This window comes from Pseudomonas vranovensis, from assembly GCF_040438935.1.
Classification (GTDB): domain Bacteria; phylum Pseudomonadota; class Gammaproteobacteria; order Pseudomonadales; family Pseudomonadaceae; genus Aquipseudomonas; species Aquipseudomonas vranovensis.
Map to the genome: position 1 here is coordinate 4,232,710 of NZ_CP159259.1, position 24,986 is coordinate 4,257,695.

Genomic DNA, 24,986 nt, shown 5'->3' on the forward strand with positions numbered 1-24,986 from the left:
TGCGATCGACTGCATAGCAGTCGCCATTTGCGGTCGCTTCGCGACCGATCGCAGCCTGACGGCAGCAGCTATATCGCGCTAGCGGGCCTTGACCACCAACTCTCCCGCTGTCTCACCCACCGCCTGCACATTCGGTCGGTACATCGACTCCACCTGCGGCGGCGGCACCCGGTAGGTGCCCGGCGTAACGGCTCGCGCCAGGTACAGCAGGTGCGTGGTGCCATAGCCTTCAAGGTTCAGCGCCGCCACGTAGCGGTCATCACGAAACTCCTGATGCACCACGTTGGCGTTCTGCATCGATTCACGCCACTGCTTCACGGCGCTGCTGGCGTTCTCAAGGCTGGCCGCGCTTTGCGCCAGGTTCTGGTTTTCCAGCTCCAGGCCCGCCGGCAACAAGTCGACCACCAGGGCATCCGGCACCCGCGTTGTCGACGTCAATGCCAGATGCACCAGCACCAGGTCACCGCTGTTGAGAGTACGCAGGTCCAGCGCCTGTCCATTCATGCCCAGGAATTCACGGCGGATGGTCATACCGTTGCTGCTGGCCGCCGGCGCTTGACGCGGGTAGCCAGACACGGTCAGTTGCTGGAACAGTGTGTCGCTGCCCTGGTTCTGCACGGTCAGCGGCGAGGCCAGCAGCGGGCCTTCGAGTTTCAATCCCGATTGCGCCGCATCCAGTTCCCGCACTTCACCCGCGCTATCCAGGCGTGCCGTCCATTTACCCTCCGGCTTCCCCAGCAGGCCACGGCCGGCAAGGAACAGCGCGTTGCGCTCCTGGGTCGACAGCCAGCGATTGGCCGCCAGCTCATCCGACAGTTCGAACAACCGCGCATCGAGGGTATTGCTGGCCAGGTTGTTCTCTTCGAGCAAGGCCAGGATCAACGCCTGGTCACGCACCGGGCTGCCATAGTCTCCCAGCCAGTCGTCGCTGCTGCGGCTGACCGCCAGGCCCGCCTGCAAGGCCTGTTCGGCCCGTGGCTTGTCGCCCATCTTGTCCAGGGCGATGGCCAGTTGTACCAGCGGCAAGCCGGAACGGGCATCGCTGCGCCGCTCGAACAGGCTGCGCAGCGCACCCAGCGGCGCCTGTTGCGTGCGCGCCAGCACCAGTGCGGCATAGGCCTGCACGGCAAAGCGGCTGTGCTCGGCATTCTTGCTGTAGCTGACCTCGATCAGGTTGCGCTCCTGCAGGTAGCGCAGCAGACGCTCGCTGGCTTTTTTCAAGGCATCGGCCGGCACGGCATACCCCTGCTCGCGGGCACGCAGCAGGAAGTCCGTGACATAGGCCGTCAGCCAATACTCTTCCTCGTCATCCGAACTCCACAGGCCGAAGCTGCCGTTGTAGCGCTGCATGCCCAGCAAGTGCTCGATGCCCATTTCGATCTTGCGTTTGCGCACCTCGGCCGGCTCGCCGGTGATGCCCAGGCGCTTGAGCGTTGCAGCATCGGCGTAGAGCGAGGGGTACAGGCCGCTGGCGGTCTGCTCCAGGCAGCCATACGGATAGGCTTCCAGGGCGCGGATCTGCTCGGCCAGGTTCAGCGGTGGCCGACTCGACAACGCCAGCATGGCTTCAAGACCTTGCGGCTCGAACGCGGCCAGATCGCCCTCGGGCAGGCTCCAGGGCTGATCCTTGAGCGCTACCCGGTACTGCTTGAGCATCGCCGGATAGGCCGGACGCACGCCCAGGGTCCAGTCACGGCTGAAGGCTGCGGCCTGCTCGCCCGGCAGTTGCAGGCCCAGGACCTCGACCTTGACCTTGCCCTGCCCCAGGCCTCCATTGGCCTGCACGGGTACCAGCACTGTGACGCGCTGGCCCTGGGTCAGATCCAGGCTCTGCTCGGCGGCGCCCAACAGGCTCAGTTGGCCTTCGGTGCTTACGCGCACAGTGAGTTTCTGCGCCTGCCCCGAGAGGTTCGACAGGTCCAGCGCCAGGGTGGTGCGGTCGCCACCGGCGAGGAAGCGCGGCGCCGACAGTTCGGCAATCAGCGGGGCGGCAACTACCGTCTTGCCTTCGGCAACGCCATAGCGCTCATCGGTCCAGGCCTGGGCCATCAGACGCAGCTCACCGTTGAAGTCGGGAATGTCGACAGTGGCTTCACCCTCGCCATTTTCGTTGAGTGTCACTGGGGCACTCTGCTGGGCAACGATGGTGACACTGGTATTGGGACGCTTGCCGCCCTTGGCCATGGCCGCATCGCCACCAAATGCCAGGCTGGCCAGACGGCCCTGCCCGGCTTCGATCAACTGGCCATAAATGTCCAATTGGTCGGCACCATAGGCCTTGCGCCCGAACAAGCCGGTGAACGGGTCCGGGGTCGGGTATTCGGTGATATTGAGGATACCCACGTCCACCGCCGCCAGCAGCACATGGACCTCTTTGGGCACGCTGCCGTCGGCATTGCGCGCCTGTACCTTGACGGTCAGCGGCTGCTTGGGTCGCATTTTTTCCGGCGCGGCAAGCGTCACGGCCAGCTTGCGTTCGGCGCGGTCCAGCGGCAGGTGCAGAACGCCCACGGCGCGCTTGGGTGTGGCATTGACCTTGCGCTCGCCCGGGCGAATCACCAGGGCACTCACATACAGGTCATGGCGAGCCCATTTCGGGTCGAGCTTCACGGCAAAGGTCTTGCCCTCGGCCGGCACGTCGATTTCCTGCCACCACAGCGGCCCATCGCTGGACTCGACCATCAGATAGCCCGTGCCGGCCGCAGGTGGGGTCACGGTGATAGTGGCCGTTGCGCCATCGGCATAGGAGGGTTTGTCCAGCGCCAGTTTGACCTGGTCCGGCCGTACCGCCCCCCCGTCTGCGTTGTCCTGGGCGCGGTAGCCGGCCCAGAAGCGGGCGCTGGATACCAGGCCCGTCTGCGGGTCTTCGACCTCGACGCGGTACGGCCCCCACTCGACCTGGAAGTTGAGCCGTGCGGTGCCGCCCGCCTTGACGCTGACGGTCTCTTCGCTCTGGGTGAGGAATTTTTCGTTGAAGTTGTAGCTCCAGCCGTCGCTCTGGGAGTAGTTCCAGTAGTAATCACGGCGCTCGCGAATCAGGCGCACCTTGAGGTTGTCGGCAGCCAGTTTGTTGCCGTCGCGATCGGCGACCAGCACTTCGAATTCCACCGGACCATCGCTGTCGGTTTCTTCTCCATCGAACAACCCGCGCACCCCCGGCAGGCGCTCGGCTGGCCAGATCGGCTGCTCCAGGCGCCGAGTGATCGGGCGGCCGCCGGACTCCTGCAAGCTGGCCTGCACGGTCAGTTGCAGCGGCGAGCGGGCCTCGGCCCATTTGCTCTCGATGCTCAGCGTGGTCTTGCCTTCGGCATCCAGGGTGATTTCTTCCAGCTCCAGGTCCTGGCTCAGCTCCTGCTCGGTGATCGAGCCGAACTGATAGCCCGGCAGCGCCGGCACCGCCTCACGCAGCGGACGCAGATAGGCCTGGCCGCTCAAGCGGTTGCCCGAGGCCGGGGCGCCATAGAGGTAGCGGCCATTCACTTCGATTTCAGCGGCCTGCTCCGGTCCAAGAGGTGCATCGCTGCCCTTGAGCTCCAGCGCCAGGCGCTCGGGCAGAAAGTCTTCGACCAGAAACTCATAGATCTGCTTCTTGCCACCGCCCAGGTCGAACAGCAGCTGCCAGCGGCCAGTCGGGGCTTCGCTGGCCAATTGCAGCGGGTATTGATACAGGCCGTTGCTGCCTGGTTCCCAGACAAACTTGCGGCTGATCTGCTCATCCGGTCGGCGCACTTCCACAGTCACCGGCTGTGGCTTGAGCGGACGGCCATCCTGGTCGCGCAGCAAACCATTGAGCAGCACGGTTTCACCCGGACGGTAGAGGTCGCGCGGGCCGAACACAAAGAACTGCAGGGGATTGGCCTGGGGGCCGGTGATGTCGAATTCGGCCAGGTCCAGTGCCGCATTGTTCAGGCGCAACATCGTGGTGTGTACGCCTTGATGGGCCAGCAATACGTCGGCCTTGGGTGGCATCGGCAATTGCGCATGGCCGTCGCTGTCGGTCTGGCCCTGGCCGAGTACCCGGCCTTCGGCATCGAGCAGTTCCAGGGAAACGCCGCTCAGGGCTTTGCCACCTTCCAGGCCTTGGGTGAACACATCCATCCGGTTGTGGTAGCGGTGGGCCGACACGCCGATGTCGCTCAAGGTGAACAGGGTCGCCGGTTGCGAATAGTCATAAGTGCCGGAGGCGCGCATCACTGCCAGGTACACCCCCGGCTCCTGCAGCGGCTTGATGCCGGCGATCGGCAGCAACACGGTTTCGCGGGTGTTGCGAGCGGGGTTGAGGTCAAAACGGCCACTGTAGACCAGCTCGGCCATGTCCAGGGTTTCTTTCGACTGGTAGTAGTACAGGCTGCTGTTGCGGCCCCAGGCGCTGAGAAAGGTGGCGAGCGATTCTGGCTTGATGCGGAAGAACTCGACATCGACCTTGTCGACGTTCAGCGCGATTACCGGCAGGCCTTCGGCCAGGCGGGTCGGCAGCAGCGAGCCACGGCTGGCAAAACCGATGGTGGCCTGCATGTCACGGGTTTCCAGACGGCTCACCGATTCTGCCGCCAAGCGATTGCCGTTGACGGCCTGCAGGCCGGCATCGACCGTCAGCACCAGCTTGCGTTGCGGCTCAAGGTGGCGCAGGCGCAGTTCCATGCCGTTGTCGGAGAGTTCCCAGGCGCCATCGACCTTGCCTTTGACGGTGTCGACCAGGTGCACTCGGTCGGCAAAATTCTGCTCGGCATCCAGCGGCACCGAGAAGGTCAGAGACAATGCACTGGCACCATCGACCTGGACTTCGGAAACATCCACCACGCTCAACTCACGACCGGCATAACGCTTGGCCAGGGTTTCGGCGCTTTCCCGCGCAGGCTTGGGTGCCGGTGCGGCCTCCTGGGTCAGGGTGGGCGTTGGCGCAGTGGCGGGCTTGTCCGGCGCAGACGAGTCGCAGGCACTGAGCAAGGCCAGCGCGCAGGCCAGCAACAATCCTTTGTTGAGCATGGAAATCACTCTTTGGCAGCAGATCTGAAGGAAGAACTATATATCACCCACGCCGCATCCGAGCGTGGCAACCCGGCTCAGACCGCAATCCGATGATTTGGTGCCCGTAGCGGCTACAATGTGCGGCTTGCCTGGAGCCGACATGTCCCGATTGCTGAGCGACTGGCGCGACCGCCCGACCCACACCAAGGTCTGGGCCCTGGCCGCGCCAATGATTCTTTCGAATATTTCCGTACCGCTGGTGGCCCTGGTCGACAGCGCCGTCATCGGCCACTTGCCCCATGCCCACCAGCTTGGGGCGGTGGCCGTGGGCGCCAGCCTGTACACCTTCCTGGCCTGGGTGATGGGTTTTCTGCGTATGGGTTCCACCGGCTTCGCCGCCCAGGCGGCCGGGCGCTCCGATGGCGCTGCATTGCGTCAGGTGCTGGTGCAGGGCTTGATCCTGGCGATGCTGTTCGCCTTGCTGCTGGGTTTGTTGGCCGTGCCCTTCAGCCACCTGGCGCTGCAATTGATGCAACCGTCGGCGGCGCTGGAGCAATCCACCCAGGACTTCTTCCAGACCCGCCTGCTGGGCCTGCCGGCAGCGCTTGCCAGCTTCGCCCTGGTGGGCTGGTTCCTCGGTACCCAGAATGCCCGGGCCCCCTTGGCCATACTGCTGACCACCAACCTGCTCAACATCGCCCTGAACCTATGGTTCGTGCTGGGCCTGGACTGGGGCGTCCTGGGCTCGGCCCGTGCCTCGGTGATCGCCGAATGGAGCGCTGCCCTGCTGGGCCTGGCCCTCACCCGCCCAGCCCTGCGCGCCTACCCCGGTCACATCGCCTGGGCCCTGCTGACTCGCTGGCAGAGCTGGCGGCCGTTGCTGGCGGTCAACCGCGACATCTTCATTCGCAGCCTGGCCCTGCAAGCGGTGTTCTTCCTAATCACCGTGCAAGGTGCGCGGCTGGGCGAATCCACGGTTGCGGCCAATGCACTGCTGCTCAATGGCCTGCTGCTCACCGCCTATGCCCTCGATGGCCTGGCCCATGCGGTCGAGGCCTTGTGCGGTCACGCCATCGGCGCCGGGGATCGCCAGGCATTGCGTCGCTCATTGACCGTGGCCTGCGGCTGGTCGTTGCTGGCCAGCAGCGGCTTTGCCGTACTGTTCCTGTTTGGCGGACACCTGTTCATCAATATGCAGACCGATATCGCCAGCGTGCGCGAAACGGCGTACCAGTACCTGCCGTACCTGGCGCTGTTGCCATTGGTGGCGGTCTGGAGCTACTTGCTCGATGGTTTGTTCATTGGCGCGACACGGGCGCGGGAAATGCGCAACGGCATGCTGATCAGCGTGACCATCGCCTTGCCGTTCGCCTGGCTGGCCACGGGGTTGGGCAACCATGGGCTGTGGATGGCATTCTTGCTGTTCATGGCGCTGAGGGCAGTGACACTGGCGCTGATGGGGTGGCGGCTGCAGCGGATCGATGGGTGGTTTGTGAAGCGCTGAAAAGCATCGCGGGGCAAGCCCGCTTCCACCGAATCTATCCATCCTCGGTGGAAGCGGGCTTGCCCCGCGATGGCCAGTGGCATCACCACAAAAATGGAGATGCCCACCAGCCCCGATCACATCAGCTCGACAGGTAGGACGAGCGGGTCAGCCCAAGGCGCAACGCATCCAGGAACTGAGTCTTCTCACGCGCAGTGATCTTGGCGCTGGCGCACTTGTCGCGGTAGTGCGTCATCAACTCCTCCGGCGACAGGTGCACGTAGCGCAGCATGTCCTCGATGGTATCGTGGGTCTCGATGCCTGCGTGGTAAACACTGCCGTTGGGGTTCTGGTAGATGTTCACCGAGTCGGTATCACCGAACAGGTTGTGCATGTCGCCCAGGATCTCCTGGTAGGCACCCACCAGGAAGATCCCCAGCAGGTAGTCCTCACCCTCATTGATCCCGTGGACCGGCAGGCTGGTCTCGATGCTCTGCTCGTCGACGTACTGGTTGATCTTGCCGTCCGAGTCACAGGTCAGGTCCTGCAGCACGGCGCGGCGCATGGGCTCTTCGTCCAGGCGGTGCAGCGGCAGGATCGGCAGTACCTGGCCGATGGCCCAGGTATCCGGCAGGCTCTGGAACACCGAGAAGTTGCAGATGTACTTGTCGGCCAGTTTGTCGTTGAGCTCATCCAGCACCTGGCGGTGCGAACGCTGGCGGGCCTTGAGCGAGTTGTGCAGGCGGCGGCAGACCGCGAAGTAGCACTGCTCGGCCAGGGCTTTTTCGGCCAGGGTGATCTTGCCGTCGGCATACTGGGCTGCCACGTCGCTCATGTAGTGGGTGGCGCGCCAGTAAGTCTCGGTGACCATCTCGATGTCGGTCGGGCCCAGCAGGTCAGCCAGCCACTGCACAGTTTCCGGCAGGCTTTCCTTGTTTTCGATCACCGGCACTTCGTCGTTGTGCTTCTCGACGTCGGTCACCTGCACCACCAGCATGGCGTGGTGGGCAGTCAGCGAGCGGCCGCTTTCCGAGAAGATGTGCGGATGTGGCAGGCCCTGGGCATCGCAGAACTCCTTGAGCATGCCGACCACGACACCGGCGTAGTCGTCCATGTCGTAGTTGATGGAGCTGGCGTTGCGCGAATGGGTACCGTCGTAGTCGACACCCAGGCCGCCACCGACGTCGATGTGATCGACCGGCAAGTTCAAGGCACGCAGCTCACCGTAGTAACGGATCGCTTCCTTGAAGCCGTGCTGGTAGTCGGCAAGGTTGGCGATCTGCGAGCCCATGTGGAAGTGCAGCAGGCGAATGCCCTGGTCCAGGCCGGCATCACGGAAGCGCTGCACGACCGAGATGAGCTGCGCAGCCGACAGGCCGAACTTGGACTTCTCGCCACCCGTGTCGGCCCACTTGCTCGACGCCAGCGACGACAGGCGCACGCGCAGGCCGACCTGCGGCTTGACCTTCAGCTCGGCCGCTTCTTCGATCACCAGCGCCACTTCCGACTCTTTCTCAATGACGATGAATACGTTGTGACCCAGCTTCTGGCCCATCAGCGCCAGGCGAATGAACTCACGGTCCTTGTAACCGTTGCAGACGATGGTGCCGCCCTTGGGTGCCAGGGCCAGTACGGCCAGCAGCTCGGGCTTGGAGCCGGCCTCAAGGCCGATAGACACGTTCTGGGTGGCGATGATGTTTTCCACCACCGCTTCTTGCTGGTTGACCTTGATCGGGTACAGGGCGGTGTACACGTTCTGGTACTCAAGGCGCGCGATGTTGGCATCGAAGGCGCCGGTCAGCTGGCGCACGCGGTCTTGCAGGATGTCCGGGAAACGCACCAGCAGCGGCAGCGACAGGCCGCTCTTGCGCAGCTCGTCGACCTGCTCGAACAGATCGATCGGCGCACTGCCTGGCCCGTTGGGGCGAACTTCGACGCGGCCGGCCTCGTTGATTGCGAAGTAACCGGCCCCCCAATGGCGAATCCCGTAAACACTGCGGCTGTCCGCAACTGTCCATTGGCTGCCATCGTCTTTGCGTGTGCGTCGTACGGACATTGAAGTCCCCTATATAAAAAGTCGAAAAACACCGGCCAGCAATCGGCGGGCGCAGTGTAAAACCTGGAAATGACGATTTTCCGTGTTCAGGGATAGACCCTTCCTACGGGAACGAGTTTAGAAAGCGAATTGCAAAAAATCGCGATGCGGTCTCTAGCCGCCGGACTTTTTCGCTTTGAAGCCTTGCTTGATCAGCTCTGCCAACAATAGCTCGACGTGATCGCCCTGGATTTCGATGACCCCGTCTTTCAACGCGCCGCCGGTACCGCAGCGGCGCTTGAGCGTGCTGGCCAGGTCCTTGAGCTGTTCCAGGGGCAGCGGAACACCGCTGATGGTCGTCACCGTCTTGCCGCCACGGCCTTTGCTTTCGCGGCGCACGCGAGCAATGCCATCGCCTTCGGGGATGAGCGTCTGTTTGCAGATGCAGGCATCTATGGGTTTGCTGCAGTCCGGACAATGCCGACCTGCATCAGTGGAGAACACCAGGCCACCGAGGGCGGCGAATGATGCGGCTTTCTTGGCCACTTTTGATCCTCGTAAGGTGAGGACAAAAACTGGTCGACGCCCCGGGCAGGGTACCGACCGCGAAGCCCCACTCTGGCAGGGGCAGCGCAACTGCCACACCAGGGTGCGGCAGCCTTAAAAGGCCGCGCAGTGTAACGATAAATGCCGCGATTGCTAAGTACAAAACTGCGCCATTTTGCACAGGTTTAGCGACGTCAGGCTTGACGGTCGATGTAGCGCTGCAGGGCAGCCAGCGAATCGGGGCAATACGGCTGCTGCCGGCTGTCGGCCAGGGCCTGTTCGAGCGGCAGGAAGCGCGCTTCGCTGACCTCCTCTGGCTGCAGGCGCAAAGGGCCGTCCCAGACGGCCGAGAACACCGCGCACCAGAGTCGGTTGCCAGGCTGGTCGAAGAAGAACCGCTCATGGAAGGTCAGTTCGACCCCGGCCACGCCCAGCTCCTCCTCCAGCTCCCGGGCAGCCGACTCGGCAAAGCTCTCGTCGGCCTGCACCATGCCGCCGGCGGCTACGTCCCAATAACCCGGATAGATCGCCTTGCTTTCCGTGCGCCGGTGTACGCACAGCTCACCGACCGGATTGAATAACAGGATGTAGGTCCCGCGACCGATAAGGCCCTTCTCGCGCAACTCGACCCGGGGCAAGGCCCCCAGCGGCTGGTCGTGTTCGTCTACCCAGGCGATCAGTTCGGCGTCGGAGGCAGCGCGATGCGCCGCCTCTTGCTTGGAGATGGCCATCAATCAGCCCTGGGACAGCAGCTGGCGCAGGTCGATCACTGCAGCGTTGGCGCGAGAAATGTAGTTGGCCATGACCAGCGAGTGGTTGGCCCACATGCCAAAGCCGCTGCCATTGAGCACCATAGGGCTCCACAGCGGCTCCTGGGACGCTTCCAGTTCACGAATGATCTGGCGCACGCTGACAGTGGCGTTCTTCTTGGCCAGCACGTCGGCGAAGTCCACTTCAATGGCACGCAGCAGGTGCGACAGGGCCCAGGCCTGGCCGCGGGCTTCATAGAAGACGTTGTCGATCTGCAGCCATGGCGTTTCGACCACTTCCTCGTCCAGCTGCGGCGCCTGGCCTGCAACCACGACTTCGGTTTTCAGGGTGCTGTTGAGCTTGACCCGGCCAACGCTGGCCGACAGGCGCTGCGACAGCGAACCCAGACGGGTGGCGACATCGCCCAGCCAGTTGTTGAGGTTGTCGGCCCGGGTATAGAACAGCGCACCCGGCTGGTCCGGTGCGGCCAGGCGGTTCTGGTAGCGGGTCAGGGAGTTGATGCCTTCCTGAAACTCGGACTCGCTCGATGGCAGGATCCAGCTCTTGTTGTCGAAGTTGAAGCGCGGCTCGGCCTTGGCCAGGTCGGCGTCTTCAGTGGACTGCGACTGCGAGCGAGCGAAGTCCTTGCGCATGGCACGGCTCAGGTCGCGCACCTGGACCAGCACGCCGTATTCCCAACTGGGCATGTTGTCCATCCACAGGCCCGGCGGGAAGCGGTCGTTGGAAATGTAGCCGCCCGGCTTGTGCAGCAGGGTGCCGGCAACGGTCTTGAGGGTTTCGACGGTGGTGTAGCCCACTACCATCTGTTTGCCGGTCTGTTCGGCGGCGATCTGCGCGTTCTGCTGGACCGGGAACAGGTCAGGCTCTGCACTCCAGTACCACCCCAGGCCCACGCACACCAGCAGGTAGATGCCGATCAGCGAGCCCAGGGCGCGGCTGAAAAACAACCCGCCGAAATAGCTGCGGGTAGCGGCACCGCGGGGTTCGACCCGCTCGCGCGCCTCGGCTTTGCCTGTACGGTTTTTCCAGTCCAGCATGGCGTTGTCCTTTATGTCACGTCGGTTCAAGGGGTTCGACCGCAACCCCCGGGCTTCGTGCCAGCGCTATGCGAGCTTTGTGCAGCGCGCCGCCTGCCGGGGTGGGCAAGTATCGCAGCACTATAAATCAAGCGCGCCGGTTCGCATAAGCGACTAGCGGGTCGGCAACTGAATAAACAGACTTGTACAGTAAATTGATACAAGGCACTCGATTGTCCAGCAAGTGGTGCTAGCATAGAGCCATCACTCGAACTGCCTCACCCTCTTATAAGTAGTCAGGACATGACCGAGCCAGAAGACCCCAATCGTGAGCGCCTCAAGCAACACTTTGCCCAGCGGGTCATTCATCAGGCTCGGCAGATACTCGAGATCTGGCAACGCCTGCAGCGCAGCGAGTGGTCGACGAGTGACCTGGGTGAACTGTGCGAAGCCAACCTGCGCCTGCAGCGCTATGCCGAGCGTTTCGAGCAACCGGAGCACAGCCTGCTGGCTGAAGCCATCGGCCAGACCCTGGCAGCGGTCGAAGCCAATAGCGCGCGCCTGAGCAGCCCGCTGATCAGCGAACTCAATCGCCTGATGCAGCGCCTGTCACGCACGGGCCTGCGCCAGGGCGACCAGCTTGAGCAAGTGCCTTTGCCGCCGCTGCGCAAACCCGTGTATATCATGCTCCAGGATCACGATCGGGCCGAGCGCCTGGCCCAGCAGCTGGAGTTCTTCGGCCTGGGTGTACAAGCCTTGTACAGCGCCGATGCCTTTCGCGCCTCGATGATCGAACGGCTGCCGTCGGCCATCGTCATGGATGTCGATTTCACCGGCACGGGTGTCGGCTTGCATCTGGCGGCCCAGGCCCAGCAAGGCCTTGAGCAGCGGGTACCGCTGTTGTTCTTCAGCCTCGATGAAACCGACACGCCAACACGCCTGGCCGCAGTGCGCGCCGGCGGCCTGGAGTTCCTCACCGGCACCCTGGAAGCCTCCAGCCTGCTGGAAAAGGTCGAGCTGCTGACCAGCGTCACCCAGTACGAGCCGTTCAAAGTGCTGATCATCGATGACTCCCGGGCCCAGGCCATGCACACCGAGCGCCTGCTCAACAGTGCCGGTATCGTTACCCGAACCCTGACCGACCCGATCCGCACCATGGCCGAGCTTGCGGATTTCCAGCCCGACCTGATCATCCTCGACATGTACATGCCTGACTGCACCGGCACTGAGCTTGCCAAGGTCATCCGCCACAACGATCGCTACGTCAGCGTGCCGATCATCTACCTGTCGGCCGAAGACGACCTGGACAAACAACTCGACGCCATGAGCGAAGGCGGCGATGACTTCCTGACCAAGCCGATCCGCTCGCGCCACCTCATCACCACCGTGCGCAACCGCGCTGCCCGCGCCCGCAATCTCAAGGCGCGGATGGTGCGCGACAGCCTGACCGGGCTGTACAACCACACCCACATCCTGCAACTGCTCGAGGACTGCAGCTTTCGCGCACGGCGCGAAGAACAGCCGCTGAGCTTTGCCATGCTCGACATCGACCACTTCAAGAAAGTCAACGACAGCCACGGCCACCCCATGGGCGACCGGGTGATCAAGAGCCTGGCCCTGTTTCTCAAGCAACGCCTGCGCAAGACCGACTTCATTGGCCGCTACGGTGGAGAAGAGTTCGCCATCGTCATGCCCAACACTGACCTTGGCGCCGCGCAAAAAGTGCTGGATGAAATTCGCCGCCGCTTCGCTGAAATCCACTACCCCGCCCAGCCCCGGGACTTGTTCTGCACCTTCAGTGCCGGCGTGGTGCAACTCAAGGATGGGCTTGACGCCTTGAGCATGGCCACCGCCGCAGACGTCGCGCTGTACCGGGCCAAGGGCGCGGGACGCAACTGTGTGCTGCGCGCCGACTGATCAAGGCAAAGTGCCACTTTTTTTGACAGGACGACCTCCCTCGTCATAACCCGGTCATAAAAACGCAATAACTTCAGGCGCTTACCGTTCGGCCGTTGGTAGACCCTGCACATGCGCCTGAAGCTGCTCACCAATTTCAATACCTTGTTGCTGGTAACCGTCTGCATCGCACTGGGCGCCACCCTGTGGTGGTCGCAGCGTGCGCTGGAGCGTCCCTATCAAATGATGGAGCGCTACCTGTCGCTGTCGCAGCAGTTCCAGAACCAGGCGGCACGCAATATCGGCGACTACCTCAGCAGCGGCGACGCATTGCGCCATGCCACCGCGGTGCAGGCGACGGCGACTTTGCAGGAGGCCCTCAAACAACTGCCTGATGAGCTTGCCGCGCCCCTGCGCCCCAGCCTGGACAACCTGCAACGCTTTGCCGGCAATGAACTGCTGGCAGCCGGCAAGTCGGCCGGCGACCCACAGGCACTGCTGCTGCAGGCCGAGCGTGAACTGGGCGCAAGCCTGGAGCAACTGGCCAATTACGCCCAGGCCAGCGGCAACCCGGAGGCCGACCGCTATAGCCTTGTGCTGTTCAAGGCGGCACTGCACCTGTCACGGCTTTCCCTGGCCCGCGACAAACTGGTCAGCAGCGGACGCAGCGCGCTGGCCGATGAGGTGGAGCGCGAACTGCAACTGATCGTCGACCAGGCCAAGGTACTCGATGGCCTGCCCCTGCTCGGCGTAACGGCTGCCCGCGAATCCAATGCCGACGACTTTGCCGCCCTCATGGGCCTCGAGACCCAAGCCAGCCAGGCTGTAGAAGACACCGGGATCGCCCTCAAACGCGAGCTCAACAGCCTGCTCAATCGCTATCCCGCCGAGTTGCAACGCACCCGTGAGCAGATCCAGCGTCGCAGCGAACTGGCCGACAGCACCCACCAGCAGATCGACGCCGTGCAACAGGCCATTGCCGCCCTGGAACCGGCGGTGCGCAGCCAGCACGCGACCATCCAGGGCGAGGTGCGGATTCTCCAGGGCCTGATGATCGGTCTGATCCTGCTGATCGCCCTGCTAATCGACACCTTGCAACGCCGCCTCGCCCGGGTGCTGACCAACCTGGCACCGGCCTTGTCGCGCTGGGCCGAGGGCGATTTCGCCGAAGCCATCTCGCTGGGCAAGAGCAACCGCGAAATGCACGACATCCAGGATTCGCTCAATCGTCTGCGACGCTATCTGGTGGAGCTGGTGGGGACCATCCGCAACAATGCCGAACAGGTGGCAGGCAGCAGCCATGCCCTGGCTGGCATGAGCAGCGCCCTGCACGACGGCGCCGAACGCCAGGCAGGCGACACCGCACAGATCCGCGATGCCCTGGGTGAGCTGGAGGCCACAATCCAGCAGGTGGCCGGCGATGCCAGCCAGGCCGCCGATGCCAGCCGCGACGCCGGTCGCGCCGTGGAACAGGGGCAGGCGGTGATCGGCCAGAGCCTGACCGGCCTGCGCACACTGGTCGATGAAGTCCAGGGCAATGCCCAGATGATTGAGCAACTGGCCGAAGAGTCAGCCACCATCGGAGGCGTGCTCACGGTGATCCGCTCGATTGCCGAACAGACCAACCTGCTGGCCCTCAACGCCGCGATCGAAGCGGCCCGCGCTGGCGAAATGGGCCGCGGGTTCGCCGTGGTCGCCGAAGAGGTGCGTTCCCTGGCCCAGCGCACTACCGGTGCCACCGGCGAGATCCAGACCCTGATCGGGCGCCTGCAGCAGGCCGCCCGCGAATCGGTGGAAGGCATGCGCGCCCAGCTTGAACATGCCGAAGCCACCGCCGACAAGGCACAGGCCGCCGACGGCGCGCTGGATGAGATCGTTGCGGCGATCCAGACCATCTCGGCCACCGCCGTGCGCATTGCCGATGTGACGGCCCAGCAGAGTGGTGCGGTGAGCGAGATTCGCGATCACAGCGAGCGGATTCATGACCTGGGGGAAGACAACCTCCAGCGCATTGGCGAAGGCCGCGAACAGGGCGAGCAGTTACTCAGGCTGGGAGGCGCGCTGAACACCGCAGTACGGGCGTTTCGGCTTTGAAGCCCATCGCTCCGTAGACGCTGCCGCCCGGCGGCGATCGGCGCATAGCCCTCGTGGAGGGGGCATGGCGACTGCTTTGCAGTCGATCGCAGCCTCGCGGCAGCGGCTACGGCAGTTATGCCCGTCAGCCCCGCGATGGCCATAAAGTCCGCTATCATGCAGCCACATCTGTACTGCGAGACCGCCATGCGCCGCCTGCTTTGCCTTCTGTTCCTGCTTCTGGCCTTGCCCGCCGCCAGCGCCGGCCTGCTCGACAACCGTCCCAGCGCCACCCTGGGCGCGCCTTCACTGAACAACAGTGCAGACTTCCTGCCCGTACACGAAGCCTTCAAGCTGAGCCTGGTACAAAGCGACGCCCAGACCCTCAAGCTGCGCTTCGTCGCTACCGACGGCTATTACCTGTATCGCCACCGCTTCCAGTTCCGCGCCGAACCTGCCGACATTGCCCTGGGCGCTGCGCAGATTCCGCCGGGCGAAGCCAAGCATGATGAGTTCTTCGGCGACGTCGAGGTCTATCACGGCATTGTCGATATCGATATCCCCCGTCCAGCCAACGACCCCCGAGCGTTTACCCTGGTCGTGGGTTATCAGGGCTGCGCCGACAAAGGCCTGTGCTACCCGCCAGAAACGGTACGCCTGAGCATCGACGGCAGCGCTGCGGCGGCGGATGCCAATACACCTGCAGCCCCACAGGGGTGGACCTGGAAACAACTGCTGCTGTTCTTCCTCGCAGGTGTCGGCCTGACTTTTACCCCTTGCGTTCTGCCGATGCTGCCGATCCTCTCCGGTGTGGTGCTGCGTGGCCAGGTCGGTGGGCTACGTGGTTTTGCCCTGTCGCTGGCCTATGTCCTGCCGATGGCCGCCTGTTTCGCTCTGCTGGGTGCGCTGATGGGCCTGTTTGGTGCAGGCATGAACCTGCAGGCGCGGCTGCAATCCGCCTGGGTACTGGTACCGTTCTCATTGTTTTTCGTGGTTTTCGCCCTGGCCATGTTCGGCCTGTTCGAGCTGAAACTGCCCCACGCCATCAGCCAGCGCCTGGAGCGGCTGGTGGGCCGGACCAAGGGCGGCTCGCTGATTGGCGCAGCGATCCTGGGGGTGTTCTCCAGCCTTCTGGTCTCGCCTTGCGTATCTGCACCCTTGGCCGGCGCACTGCTGTATATCAGCGCCAGCGGTGATGCCGTGGGCGGGGCCTTGAAGCTGTTTGCCCTGGGCCTGGGCATGGGTGCCCCGCTGTTGCTGGTCGCCACCGGCGGCGCGGCCTGGCTGCCAAAAAGCGGCCCCTGGCTGGTCACCGTCAAGAATGCCATTGGCGTTTTGTTGCTGGGCCTGGCCATCGGCCTGCTCAGCCGGGTACTACCAGGGCCGGTGACCCTGCTGTTGGTCGGATTGTTGAGCGCCGGCGTGGCGTTGTTCCTCGGCACCCTGGAGTTCACGGTGAAAACTCCGCTGCAACGCCTGGCGCAACTGCTTGGCCTGGCCCTGCTGGTCTATGCCCTGGCCTGCTGGTACGGCGCACTGAGCGGCCAGAGCGACGCGCTGCGTCCCCTGCCGCCGCCAACCTCTGGCGCCCAGCCCGTGAGCGCGACACAAAGCGACTGGCAAACCATCACCACCCCGGCCGCCCTCGACAGCGCCCTGGCCCAGGCCAAGGCCGCCGGGCAACCTGTGGTGCTGGACTGGTATGCCGACTGGTGCATCAGTTGCAAGGTCATTGAGCACGAAGTGCTGGCTGCGCCTGCGGTCAAAAGCCAGCTGGTTGGCTACAAGCTGCTGCGTTTCGACATCACCCAAAGCAATGCCGAACAGCGCGCCCTGCTCGACCGCTATCAACTGTTTGGTCCTCCTGCGCTCTTGTTCTTTGCCGCGAACGGCAGCGAAAAAGCCAGCGCCCGGGTGGTTGGCGAGACAAACGCCGGCGAATTTGCCGAGCATCTGACGCGCATTCGCGCCGATCTGGGTCTATAACTTCTTCTGCCCGCCAAAAAGTCATTATCGATGACCGAAATTAATAAATTAGTCACATATTTGGCGTGAATCTCGGTCATCGTGCTGGCTATTGTCGGCAACTGGACACTGCCCGCCGGTTTACGGCATAGTCGCCGCGCAACGTTTGTGCCTAACGATAAAAGGAACCACAGATGGCAACGCTACTGGTGCTGCACGGCCCCAACCTGAACCTGCTCGGTACCCGCGAACCGGGCGTCTATGGCGCCGTCACCCTGGCCCAGATCAACCAGGACCTGGAACAGCGCGCTCGCGCCGCCGGCCATCACCTGCAGTACCTGCAAAGCAACGCCGAGTACGAATTGATCGATCGCATCCATGCCGCGCGCAGCGAAGGCGTCGACTTCATCCTGATCAATCCGGCCGCTTTCACACACACATCCGTCGCATTACGTGACGCATTGCTGGCAGTGAGCATCCCATTCATCGAAGTGCACCTGTCGAACGTGCACAAGCGTGAGCCGTTTCGCCATCACTCCTACTTTTCCGATGTCGCTGTAGGGGTGATTTGCGGCCTGGGTGCCAGCGGCTACCGCCTGGCCCTGGAGTCTGCCCTGGAACACCTGGCTGCCAACGCCAAACCCTGATACCGAGCACCTGGCCAGCAGGCCGGGGCTCACAAGAAACGTTAGAAAACACGTTTTTATATTTACGCCCCTGACCGAACCTTGGGAGTTGATGATTAATGGATATCCGTAAAGTCAAGAAACTGATCGAACTGCTGGAAGAATCTGGCATCGACGAGCTGGAGATCAAGGAAGGCGAGGAATCCGTACGGATCAGCCGTCACAGCAAGACCCCAGCCCAGCAGTACTACGCTCCGGCTCCAGTCGCCGCTCCTGTCGCAGCCCCGGCGCCTGCCGCCGCTGCAGCCGCACCTGCTGCCGAAGCCGCCGCACCGAAACTGAACGGCACCGTTGCCCGCTCGCCAATGGTCGGCACCTTCTACCGCAAGGCCTCGCCCTCCTCCCCAGCCTTCGTTGAAGTCGGCCAGACCGTGAAGAAAGGCGACACCCTGTGCATCGTCGAAGCCATGAAGATGATGAACCACATCGAAGCTGAAGCCAGCGGTGTGATCGAATCCATCCTGGTAGAAGACGGCCAGCCGGTTGAGTTCGACCAGCCGCTGTTCACCATCGTTTGAACCGCGGAGAGCCAACGATGTCTGCGAAGCTGGAAAAAGTCCTGATCGCCAACCGCGGGGAAATTGCCCTGCGGATCCTGCGTGCCTGCAAAGAGCTGGGCATCAAGACCGTCGCCGTGCACTCCACGGCAGACCGCGAACTGATGCACCTGGGCCTGGCAGACGAGTCGGTCTGCATTGGTCCTGCTTCGTCCAAGGATTCCTACCTGCACATCCCGGCGATCATTGCCGCTGCCGAAGTGACCGGCGCTACCGCCATTCACCCAGGCTACGGCTTCCTCGCTGAAAACGCCGACTTCGCCGAGCAGGTGGAGAACTCCGGCTTTGCCTTCATCGGCCCGAAAGCCGACACCATTCGCCTGATGGGCGACAAGGTTTCGGCCAAGGACGCGATGATCAAGACCGGCGTACCGACCGTACCGGGTTCTGACGGCCCGCTGCCTGAAGACGAAGAAACCGCCCTGGCGATTGCTCGCGAAGTCGGCTACCCGGTGATCATCAAGGCCGCCGGTGGCGGTGGTGGTCGCGGTATGCGCGTTGTGCACAAGGAAGAAGACCTGATCTCCTCGGCCAAGCTGACCCGTACCGAAGCCGGTGCTGCGTTCGGCAACCCGATGGTCTACCTCGAGAAGTTCCTGACCAACCCACGCCATGTGGAAGTCCAGGTACTGTCCGACGGCCAGGGCAACGCCATCCACCTGGGTGACCGCGACTGCTCGCTGCAGCGCCGCCACCAGAAGGTACTGGAAGAAGCGCCGGCCCCGGGCATCGATGAAAAAGCCCGCCAGGAAGTCTTCAAGCGCTGTGTCGATGCCTGCATCGAGATCGGCTACCGTGGCGCTGGCACCTTCGAGTTCCTCTACGAAAACGGTCGCTTCTACTTCATCGAAATGAACACCCGTGTTCAGGTGGAGCACCCTGTTTCGGAGATGGTCACCGGTATCGACATCGTCAAGGAGATGCTCAGCATCGCCGCTGGCAACAAGTTGTCGTTCACCCAGGATGACGTCGTGATCCGCGGTCACTCGCTGGAGTGCCGGATCAACGCCGAAGACCCGAAGAAGTTCATTCCGAGCCCAGGCACGGTCAAGCACTTCCACGCCCCGGGTGGCAACGGCGTTCGCGTCGACTCGCACCTGTACAGCGGTTACGCGGTTCCACCGAACTACGACTCGCTGATCGGCAAGCTGATCACCTACGGCAAGGACCGTGACGAAGCCATGGCGCGCATGCGCAATGCCCTGGACGAAATCGTCGTCGACGGTATCAAGACCAACATCCCGCTGCACCGTGACCTGGTGCGTGATGAAGGTTTCTGCAAAGGTGGCGTCAACATTCACTATCTGGAACACAAACTGGCCAACCAGGAGTGATTCCACAGTGATGCAAAAAGACCCCGGCCAATGCCGGGGTCTTTTTTTGCTCCCCGCAGGAGCGGGCCGCACCCGAGATGCATCCCCAAAGCCCCCACGAACCATTCCCACAAACCCCTCGCACTCAAGTAAACTGGCGGGCTTCTCGCAGCCCTGGGCTGCCCCTGTAGATTTTCCCAAAGGTGCCCACCATGCCTTGGCTGCAAGTACGTCTGGCCATCAGCCCGGATCAAGCCGAAACCTATGAAGATGCCCTGCTCGAAGTAGGCGCGGTTTCGGTCACCTTCATGGACGCCGAAGACCAACCGATTTTCGAACCGGACCTCAATACCACCCCGCTGTGGTCGCACACCCACCTGCTGGCGCTGTTCGAGGCCGATACCGATGCCGCCGCCGTGTTCGCCCACCTGCAACTGCTGACCGGCGCCGAGCTGCCGGAACACCAGGCCGAAGTCATCGAAGACCAGGACTGGGAACGCAGTTGGATGGACAACTTCCAGCCAATGCGTTTTGGCCAACGCCTGTGGATCGTGCCGAGCTGGCACGCCGCGCCCGAGCCTGAGGCAGTCAACCTGCTGCTCGACCCGGGCCTGGCCTTTGGTACCGGCACCCACCCCACCACCGCCCTGTGCCTGGAATGGCTGGACGGCCAGGACCTGAACGACGCCCAGGTGCTCGACTTCGGTTGCGGCTCGGGCATCCTGGCAATCGCTGCCCTGCTGCTCGGCGCCCGCGAAGCGGTCGGCACCGACATCGACGTGCAAGCGCTGGAAGCCTCCCGCGACAACGCCGGACGCAACGGCATCGCCGACGAGCACTTTGCCCTGTACCTGCCCGAACACATGCCGGCGATGCAGGCCGATGTGCTGGTGGCCAACATTCTGGCCGGTCCGCTGGTAGCCCTCGCCCCGCAACTGTCCACCCTGGTTCGCCCGGGCGGCTTGCTGGCACTGTCGGGCATCCTCGCCGAACAGGGCGAAGAAGTGGCCGCAGCCTATGCCAAGGACTTCGACCTGGACCCGATCACCGTCCGTGACGGCTGGGTACGCATCAGTGGTCGCCGCCGTTAAGTGGGCCTAGAATAACCTTCTGCACAACCCGGACCGCCGCATGACCGACAGTTTCGTCACCCAGTGCCCGCATTGCCAGACCAGCTTTCGCGTCAACCACAATCAGTTGAGCGTGGCCCGCGGCGTGGTGCGTTGCGGCGCTTGCCTCCAGGTATTCAACGCCGCCAAGCAGCTGTTGGAACAAAGTGCGGCGCAAAATCCGGTCAGCCAGCCTGCGGTCGTTGAACCCCCCGCTCCCTTACAACCGGCGCCTGCCAGCCAACGCGAGTGGAGCGCTGCCGAGCTTGATCTCGACCAGCTCGACCTGGATCAGGAATTGGCTCGGCTCGAGCAGCGCGAAATCCAGCCGACCACCGAGTTCAAGGCGGGTGCCGCCCGCGAGGACAGCCTCAGCGCTCACCGCGACGAACCGGAAACCGACGACCAGCATTGGCCTGACAGCCTGTTCAGCACCCCTGCCAACGAGCGCGAAGCCCCTGGCGAGGTGCTGGATGAGCCTTTGCCGCCATTGATCGAGCAAGAGCCGCTGGATCTTGCCCCCGCCCCAGGCGAACGCACCGAGCCTTCGCTGTCTCTGCAGTCGCTGGACGCAGACCTCGATGAACCCGCGCAAGCCACGCGCCCAGCAGCCGTCGAGCTCGATGAGCCACCAGGGGAGCGCCTGTCGGCCAAGGAGCCCGAAGACGACTTCGACGCCCCGCAAGCGGACGACGACCGCCGTGAACCCGGACTGGGCCCGACCTCCAGCCGCCCCGCACGCAAAGAGCCCCTGCTCGATCTGGTCGACGACCCACTGCAACTGGACTGGCAGAAACCCAAGGCCCACTGGGGCAAGCGTCTGCTGTGGATATTGCTGGTGCTGCTGGCCGCCGCGGCCCTGGCCGGCCAGTACATCTGGTACCACTTCGACGAACTCGCCCGCCAGGACCAGTACCGCCCGTGGTTCCAGCAGCTGTGCCCGCAAGTGGGCTGCAAGGTCCCGTCCCGGGTCGACATCGACCGCATCAAAAGCAGCAACCTGGTGGTCCGCAGCCATCCGGACTTCAACGGCGCCCTGATCGTCGATGCGATCATCTACAACCGGGCACCGTTCACCCAGCCGTTCCCGCTGCTGGAATTGCGCTTTGCCGACCTCAACGGCCAACTGATCGCCAGCCGGCGCTTCAAACCCGCCGAATACCTGAGCGGCGAACTGGCCGGCAAGGGTGAAATGCCCAGCCAGGTGCCGATCCACATCGCCCTGGACATCCTCGACCCGGGCCCCAAGGCCGTTAACTACAGCCTCAGCTTCCGCTCCCCCGAATAGTCCCGAGCACGCATGCCCGTCCCACCAAACTGGCGGGCATAACGCCGCAGCTGTTCAGATTTTATCCAAATCCATCTTTATCCGGTCACCGAGAGCGGGTATCATGCCAACCCTTTTTCGAACTCTAATGATCCGGCCCCACAACAGGGAACTCCTATGTCGGCGGTACGCATCGGCCCATACACACTGCAGAACAACCTGATCCTCGCGCCGATGGCCGGGGTCACGGACCAGCCATTCCGTCAGCTCTGCCGACGAATGGGTGCAGGCCTGGTGGTGTCGGAGATGGTCAGCAGCGACATGAGCCTGTGGAACAGCCGCAAGTCGCGCCTGCGCATGATTCACGAAGGTGATCCCGAGCCACGCTCGGTACAGATCGCCGGTGGTGACGCGCAGATGCTCGCAGCGGCGGCCCGGGCCAATGTCGAGGCGGGCGCCCAGATCATCGACATCAACATGGGCTGCCCGGCAAAAAAAGTCTGCAACAAGGCTGCAGGCTCTGCTTTATTGAAAGATGAAGCCTTGGTCAGCGAGATCCTCCACGCGGTGGTTGCCGCCGTGGACGTACCGGTCACGCTGAAGATCCGCACGGGTTGGGACCGGGCGAACAAGAACGGCCTGACGGTGGCGAAGATTGCCGAACAGGCGGGCATCCAGGCGCTGGCGGTCCATGGACGAACCCGCGCCGACCTGTACACCGGCGAAGCCGAGTACGACACCATCGCTGCGATCAAGCAGGCGGTGTCGATTCCGGTTTTTGCCAACGGCGATATCACATCGCCAGAAAAGGCCCGGGCCGTACTCCAGGCGACTGGAGCCGACGGCTTGCTGGTTGGCCGGGCTGCCCAGGGGCGGCCCTGGATCTTTCGCGAGATCGAGCATTACCTGCGCACCGGCGAGCAATTGCCGGTGCCACAGCTGGAAGAAGTGGAACGCATTCTGCTTGAGCACCTGGCCGCCCTGCACGCCTTCTATGGCGATGTGATGGGTGTACGCATTGCCCGCAAGCATGTCGGCTGGTACTTGGCAACGCTTCCGGGCGCCAGGGAGTTTCGCGCCCAGTTCAATCGTTTGGAAGATACGCAAGCGCAGTGCGCCAACGTTCGTGGTTTTTTCCGCGAACGTGAACAGAGCCTTGAGACAGAGGACGGACAAGGGGTGGCCGCATGACGATGATGACCGAGACTTTAGTGAGTGGAACAACGCCCGTGAGCGACAACGTCAACTTGAAACAGCACCTGAATACACCGAGCGAAGAAGGTCAGACCCTTCGCGGCAGTGTGGAAAAGGCGCTGCACAACTATTTCGCCCATCTGGAGGGCGCGGCCGTCACGGACGTGTACAACCTGGTGCTCTCGGAAGTCGAGGCGCCGTTGCTCGAAAGCGTGATGAATTACGTCAAGGGCAACCAGACCAAGGCCAGCGAGCTGCTCGGGCTCAACCGCGGCACCTTGCGCAAGAAACTCAAGCAGTACGATTTGTTGTAAGCCAGCATCCAAACCAGAAAAGGCGGCTCCCATTCGATGAGGTCGCCTTTTTTGCTGACTCCACCGCGTTATGGAATCTGAAATGACCGACCAGACTACCCGCCTGCCGATCCGCCGCGCCTTGATCAGCGTCTCCGACAAGACCGGGATCCTTGAATTCGCCCGTGAGCTGCAACAGCTCGGCGTCGAGATCCTGTCCACCGGCGGCACCTTCAAGTTGCTCCAGGACAATGGCGTTGCCGCGGTGGAAGTTGCCGATTACACCGGCTTCGCCGAAATGATGGATGGCCGGGTCAAAACCCTGCACCCGAAGATCCACGGTGGCATCCTCGGCCGCCGTGGCACTGATGACGCCATCATGGCCGAGCACGGCATCAAGCCGATCGACCTGGTTGCCGTCAACCTGTACCCCTTCGAAGCGACCATCTCCAAGCCAGGCTGTGACCTGCCGACCGCCATCGAGAACATCGACATCGGTGGCCCGACCATGGTCCGCTCGGCCGCCAAGAACCACAAAGACGTCGCTATCGTGGTCAACGCCAGCGACTACGGCCAAGTGCTGGAAAGCCTCAAGGCCGGTGGCCTGACCTACGCCCAGCGCTTTGACCTGATGCTCAAGGCGTTCGAGCACACCGCCGCCTACGACGGCATGATCGCCAACTACATGGGCACCGTGAACCAAGCCGCTGAAACCCTGTCGACTTCCGGCCGCAGCGAGTTCCCGCGCACCTTCAACAGCCAGTTCGTCAAGGCCCAGGAAATGCGCTACGGCGAGAACCCGCACCAGAGCGCGGCGTTCTATGTCGAGTCCAAGCCTGCCGAAGCCGGCATCGCCACTGCAGTCCAACTGCAGGGCAAGGAACTGTCGTACAACAACGTGGCCGACACCGACGCTGCGCTGGAATGCGTGAAGAGCTTCGTCAAGCCGGCCTGCGTCATCGTCAAGCACGCCAACCCGTGCGGCGTGGCGGTAAGCCCGGATGCCGAAGGCGGTATCCGCCAGGCTTACGAACTGGCCTACGCCACCGACACCGAGTCGGCCTTCGGCGGCATCATCGCCTTCAACCGCGAGCTGGATGCCGAAACCGCCAAGGCCATCGTCGAGCGCCAGTTCGTCGAAGTGATCATCGCCCCTAGCGTCAGCGAAGAAGCCCGCGCCGTGGTTGCCGCCAAGGCCAACGTGCGCCTGCTGGCCTGCGGCCAGTGGTCGGCCGAACGTGCCGCTGCCTGGGACTACAAGCGCGTCACCGGCGGCCTGCTGGTACAGAGCCGCGACATTGGCATGATCACCGAAGGCGACCTGAAAGTGGTCACCCAGCGTGCTCCGACCGAGCAAGAGATCCACGACCTGATCTTCGCCTGGAAAGTGGCCAAGTACGTCAAGTCCAACGCCATCGTCTACGCCAAGAACCGCCAGACCATCGGTGTCGGCGCCGGCCAGATGAGCCGCGTGAACTCTGCTCGCATTGCTGCAATCAAGGCCGAGCATGCGGGCCTGCAGGTACAGGGTGCGGTCATGGCATCGGACGCATTCTTCCCGTTCCGTGACGGTATCGACAATGCAGCTAAAGTGGGTATCACTGCCGTCATCCAGCCAGGCGGCTCGATGCGTGACGCCGAAGTGATTGCCGCAGCCGACGAGGCCGGCATCGCCATGGTCTTCACCGGCATGCGCCACTTCCGCCACTGATACGCGCAGGCTTGATGTAGAAGCGGGCTTGCCCCGCGATCGCGCTTTATCCATTGCAGCGCATCGCGGGCCAAGCCCGCTCCCACAAAGAGCCGCGCCCTCC

17 protein-coding genes are annotated in these 24,986 nt (G+C 63.2%); 12 read left to right on the forward strand and 5 right to left on the reverse strand.

The genetic code is table 11. From position 1 onward, the window contains the following. Window positions 1-78: 78 nt before the first annotated feature. Window positions 79-4,986: an alpha-2-macroglobulin gene (locus tag ABVN19_RS19730; protein ID WP_105642386.1), complete on the reverse strand. Its 4,908-nt coding sequence runs from the start codon at window positions 4,984-4,986 to the stop codon at window positions 79-81. A gap of 142 nt (window positions 4,987-5,128) precedes the next feature. On the opposite strand from ABVN19_RS19730, the gene ABVN19_RS19735 reads away from it, so the two are divergent. Then, window positions 5,129-6,472 (forward strand): MATE family efflux transporter, encoded by a 1,344-nt coding sequence (locus ABVN19_RS19735; RefSeq protein ID WP_105642387.1) that lies wholly within the window; start codon window positions 5,129-5,131, stop codon window positions 6,470-6,472. 121 nt (window positions 6,473-6,593) lie between these two features. Here ABVN19_RS19735 and speA read toward each other — a convergent pair whose 3' ends face one another. The 4 genes from speA to ABVN19_RS19755 form a co-directional block, all read right to left on the reverse strand. Beyond that, window positions 6,594-8,507, reverse strand: coding sequence for an arginine decarboxylase (speA, locus tag ABVN19_RS19740; protein WP_028945761.1), 1,914 nt, complete (start codon window positions 8,505-8,507; stop codon window positions 6,594-6,596). A gap of 153 nt (window positions 8,508-8,660) precedes the next feature. Next, window positions 8,661-9,032, reverse strand: a complete 372-nt coding sequence (locus tag ABVN19_RS19745; RefSeq protein ID WP_010221702.1) for a translation initiation factor Sui1 — start codon at window positions 9,030-9,032, stop codon at window positions 8,661-8,663. A 194-nt stretch (window positions 9,033-9,226) separates the two neighbouring features. Continuing rightward, complete coding sequence (locus ABVN19_RS19750; protein ID WP_105642388.1) at window positions 9,227-9,763, reverse strand: NUDIX hydrolase; 537 nt, start codon at window positions 9,761-9,763, stop codon at window positions 9,227-9,229. Between the two features lie 3 nt (window positions 9,764-9,766). Further along, window positions 9,767-10,840, reverse strand: a complete 1,074-nt coding sequence (locus tag ABVN19_RS19755) for a DUF2333 family protein (protein WP_028945759.1) — start codon at window positions 10,838-10,840, stop codon at window positions 9,767-9,769. Window positions 10,841-11,122: 282 nt separating this feature from the next. Between ABVN19_RS19755 and ABVN19_RS19760 the strand changes: the two genes are divergently transcribed. From ABVN19_RS19760 to purH, 11 genes are all read left to right on the forward strand, one after another. Further along, window positions 11,123-12,736: a PleD family two-component system response regulator gene (locus tag ABVN19_RS19760; RefSeq protein WP_105642389.1), complete on the forward strand. Its 1,614-nt coding sequence runs from the start codon at window positions 11,123-11,125 to the stop codon at window positions 12,734-12,736. A gap of 111 nt (window positions 12,737-12,847) precedes the next feature. Beyond that, on the forward strand, window positions 12,848-14,809 hold the full coding sequence (locus tag ABVN19_RS19765; protein ID WP_353632765.1) for a methyl-accepting chemotaxis protein: 1,962 nt from the start codon (window positions 12,848-12,850) through the stop codon (window positions 14,807-14,809). A gap of 186 nt (window positions 14,810-14,995) precedes the next feature. Continuing rightward, the gene (locus ABVN19_RS19770; RefSeq protein ID WP_353632817.1) at window positions 14,996-16,774 is read left to right on the forward strand and encodes a protein-disulfide reductase DsbD; all 1,779 of its coding nucleotides are present in this window, start codon (window positions 14,996-14,998) and stop codon (window positions 16,772-16,774) included. A 173-nt stretch (window positions 16,775-16,947) separates the two neighbouring features. Next, window positions 16,948-17,400 (forward strand): type II 3-dehydroquinate dehydratase, encoded by a 453-nt coding sequence (gene aroQ / locus ABVN19_RS19775; RefSeq protein ID WP_028945755.1) that lies wholly within the window; start codon window positions 16,948-16,950, stop codon window positions 17,398-17,400. Window positions 17,401-17,498: 98 nt separating this feature from the next. Continuing rightward, window positions 17,499-17,957 carry an acetyl-CoA carboxylase biotin carboxyl carrier protein gene (gene accB, locus ABVN19_RS19780; protein WP_028945754.1) on the forward strand — a complete coding sequence of 153 codons (459 nt, stop codon included), beginning with the start codon at window positions 17,499-17,501 and terminating at the stop codon, window positions 17,955-17,957. A 17-nt stretch (window positions 17,958-17,974) separates the two neighbouring features. Next, window positions 17,975-19,330, forward strand: a complete 1,356-nt coding sequence (gene accC, locus ABVN19_RS19785; RefSeq protein WP_105642391.1) for an acetyl-CoA carboxylase biotin carboxylase subunit — start codon at window positions 17,975-17,977, stop codon at window positions 19,328-19,330. 191 nt (window positions 19,331-19,521) lie between these two features. Further along, on the forward strand, window positions 19,522-20,400 hold the full coding sequence (prmA, locus tag ABVN19_RS19790; protein WP_105642392.1) for a 50S ribosomal protein L11 methyltransferase: 879 nt from the start codon (window positions 19,522-19,524) through the stop codon (window positions 20,398-20,400). Window positions 20,401-20,440: 40 nt separating this feature from the next. Continuing rightward, window positions 20,441-21,706 carry a DUF3426 domain-containing protein gene (locus ABVN19_RS19795; RefSeq protein WP_105642393.1) on the forward strand — a complete coding sequence of 422 codons (1,266 nt, stop codon included), beginning with the start codon at window positions 20,441-20,443 and terminating at the stop codon, window positions 21,704-21,706. A 156-nt stretch (window positions 21,707-21,862) separates the two neighbouring features. After that, window positions 21,863-22,876 (forward strand): tRNA dihydrouridine synthase DusB, encoded by a 1,014-nt coding sequence (gene dusB / locus ABVN19_RS19800; protein WP_028945750.1) that lies wholly within the window; start codon window positions 21,863-21,865, stop codon window positions 22,874-22,876. After that, the gene (gene fis / locus ABVN19_RS19805) at window positions 22,873-23,193 is read left to right on the forward strand and encodes a DNA-binding transcriptional regulator Fis (RefSeq protein WP_003186237.1); all 321 of its coding nucleotides are present in this window, start codon (window positions 22,873-22,875) and stop codon (window positions 23,191-23,193) included. The genes dusB and fis overlap by 4 nt, the downstream gene beginning before the upstream one ends. 82 nt (window positions 23,194-23,275) lie before the next feature. Continuing rightward, window positions 23,276-24,883: a bifunctional phosphoribosylaminoimidazolecarboxamide formyltransferase/IMP cyclohydrolase gene (gene purH / locus ABVN19_RS19810; RefSeq protein WP_028945749.1), complete on the forward strand. Its 1,608-nt coding sequence runs from the start codon at window positions 23,276-23,278 to the stop codon at window positions 24,881-24,883. Window positions 24,884-24,986 lie beyond the last annotated feature (103 nt).

Excerpts from the sequence above, each read along its gene's own strand:
- ABVN19_RS19795 (WP_105642393.1), top strand. The coding sequence starts at position 20,441 with ATGACCGACAGTTTCGTCACCCAGTGCCCGCATTGCCAGACCAGCTTT.
- ABVN19_RS19755 (WP_028945759.1), bottom strand. The coding sequence starts at position 10,840 with ATGCTGGACTGGAAAAACCGTACAGGCAAAGCCGAGGCGCGCGAGCGG.
- ABVN19_RS19770 (WP_353632817.1), top strand. The coding sequence starts at position 14,996 with ATGCGCCGCCTGCTTTGCCTTCTGTTCCTGCTTCTGGCCTTGCCCGCC.
- aroQ (WP_028945755.1), top strand. The coding sequence starts at position 16,948 with ATGGCAACGCTACTGGTGCTGCACGGCCCCAACCTGAACCTGCTCGGT.
- dusB (WP_028945750.1), top strand. The coding sequence starts at position 21,863 with ATGTCGGCGGTACGCATCGGCCCATACACACTGCAGAACAACCTGATC.
- purH (WP_028945749.1), top strand. The coding sequence starts at position 23,276 with ATGACCGACCAGACTACCCGCCTGCCGATCCGCCGCGCCTTGATCAGC.
- accC (WP_105642391.1), top strand. The coding sequence starts at position 17,975 with ATGTCTGCGAAGCTGGAAAAAGTCCTGATCGCCAACCGCGGGGAAATT.
- fis (WP_003186237.1), top strand. The coding sequence starts at position 22,873 with ATGACGATGATGACCGAGACTTTAGTGAGTGGAACAACGCCCGTGAGC.
- ABVN19_RS19765 (WP_353632765.1), top strand. The coding sequence starts at position 12,848 with ATGCGCCTGAAGCTGCTCACCAATTTCAATACCTTGTTGCTGGTAACC.
- ABVN19_RS19760 (WP_105642389.1), top strand. The coding sequence starts at position 11,123 with ATGACCGAGCCAGAAGACCCCAATCGTGAGCGCCTCAAGCAACACTTT.
- prmA (WP_105642392.1), top strand. The coding sequence starts at position 19,522 with ATGCCTTGGCTGCAAGTACGTCTGGCCATCAGCCCGGATCAAGCCGAA.
- speA (WP_028945761.1), bottom strand. The coding sequence starts at position 8,507 with ATGTCCGTACGACGCACACGCAAAGACGATGGCAGCCAATGGACAGTT.
- ABVN19_RS19730 (WP_105642386.1), bottom strand. The coding sequence starts at position 4,986 with ATGCTCAACAAAGGATTGTTGCTGGCCTGCGCGCTGGCCTTGCTCAGT.
- ABVN19_RS19735 (WP_105642387.1), top strand. The coding sequence starts at position 5,129 with ATGTCCCGATTGCTGAGCGACTGGCGCGACCGCCCGACCCACACCAAG.
- ABVN19_RS19750 (WP_105642388.1), bottom strand. The coding sequence starts at position 9,763 with ATGGCCATCTCCAAGCAAGAGGCGGCGCATCGCGCTGCCTCCGACGCC.
- accB (WP_028945754.1), top strand. The coding sequence starts at position 17,499 with ATGGATATCCGTAAAGTCAAGAAACTGATCGAACTGCTGGAAGAATCT.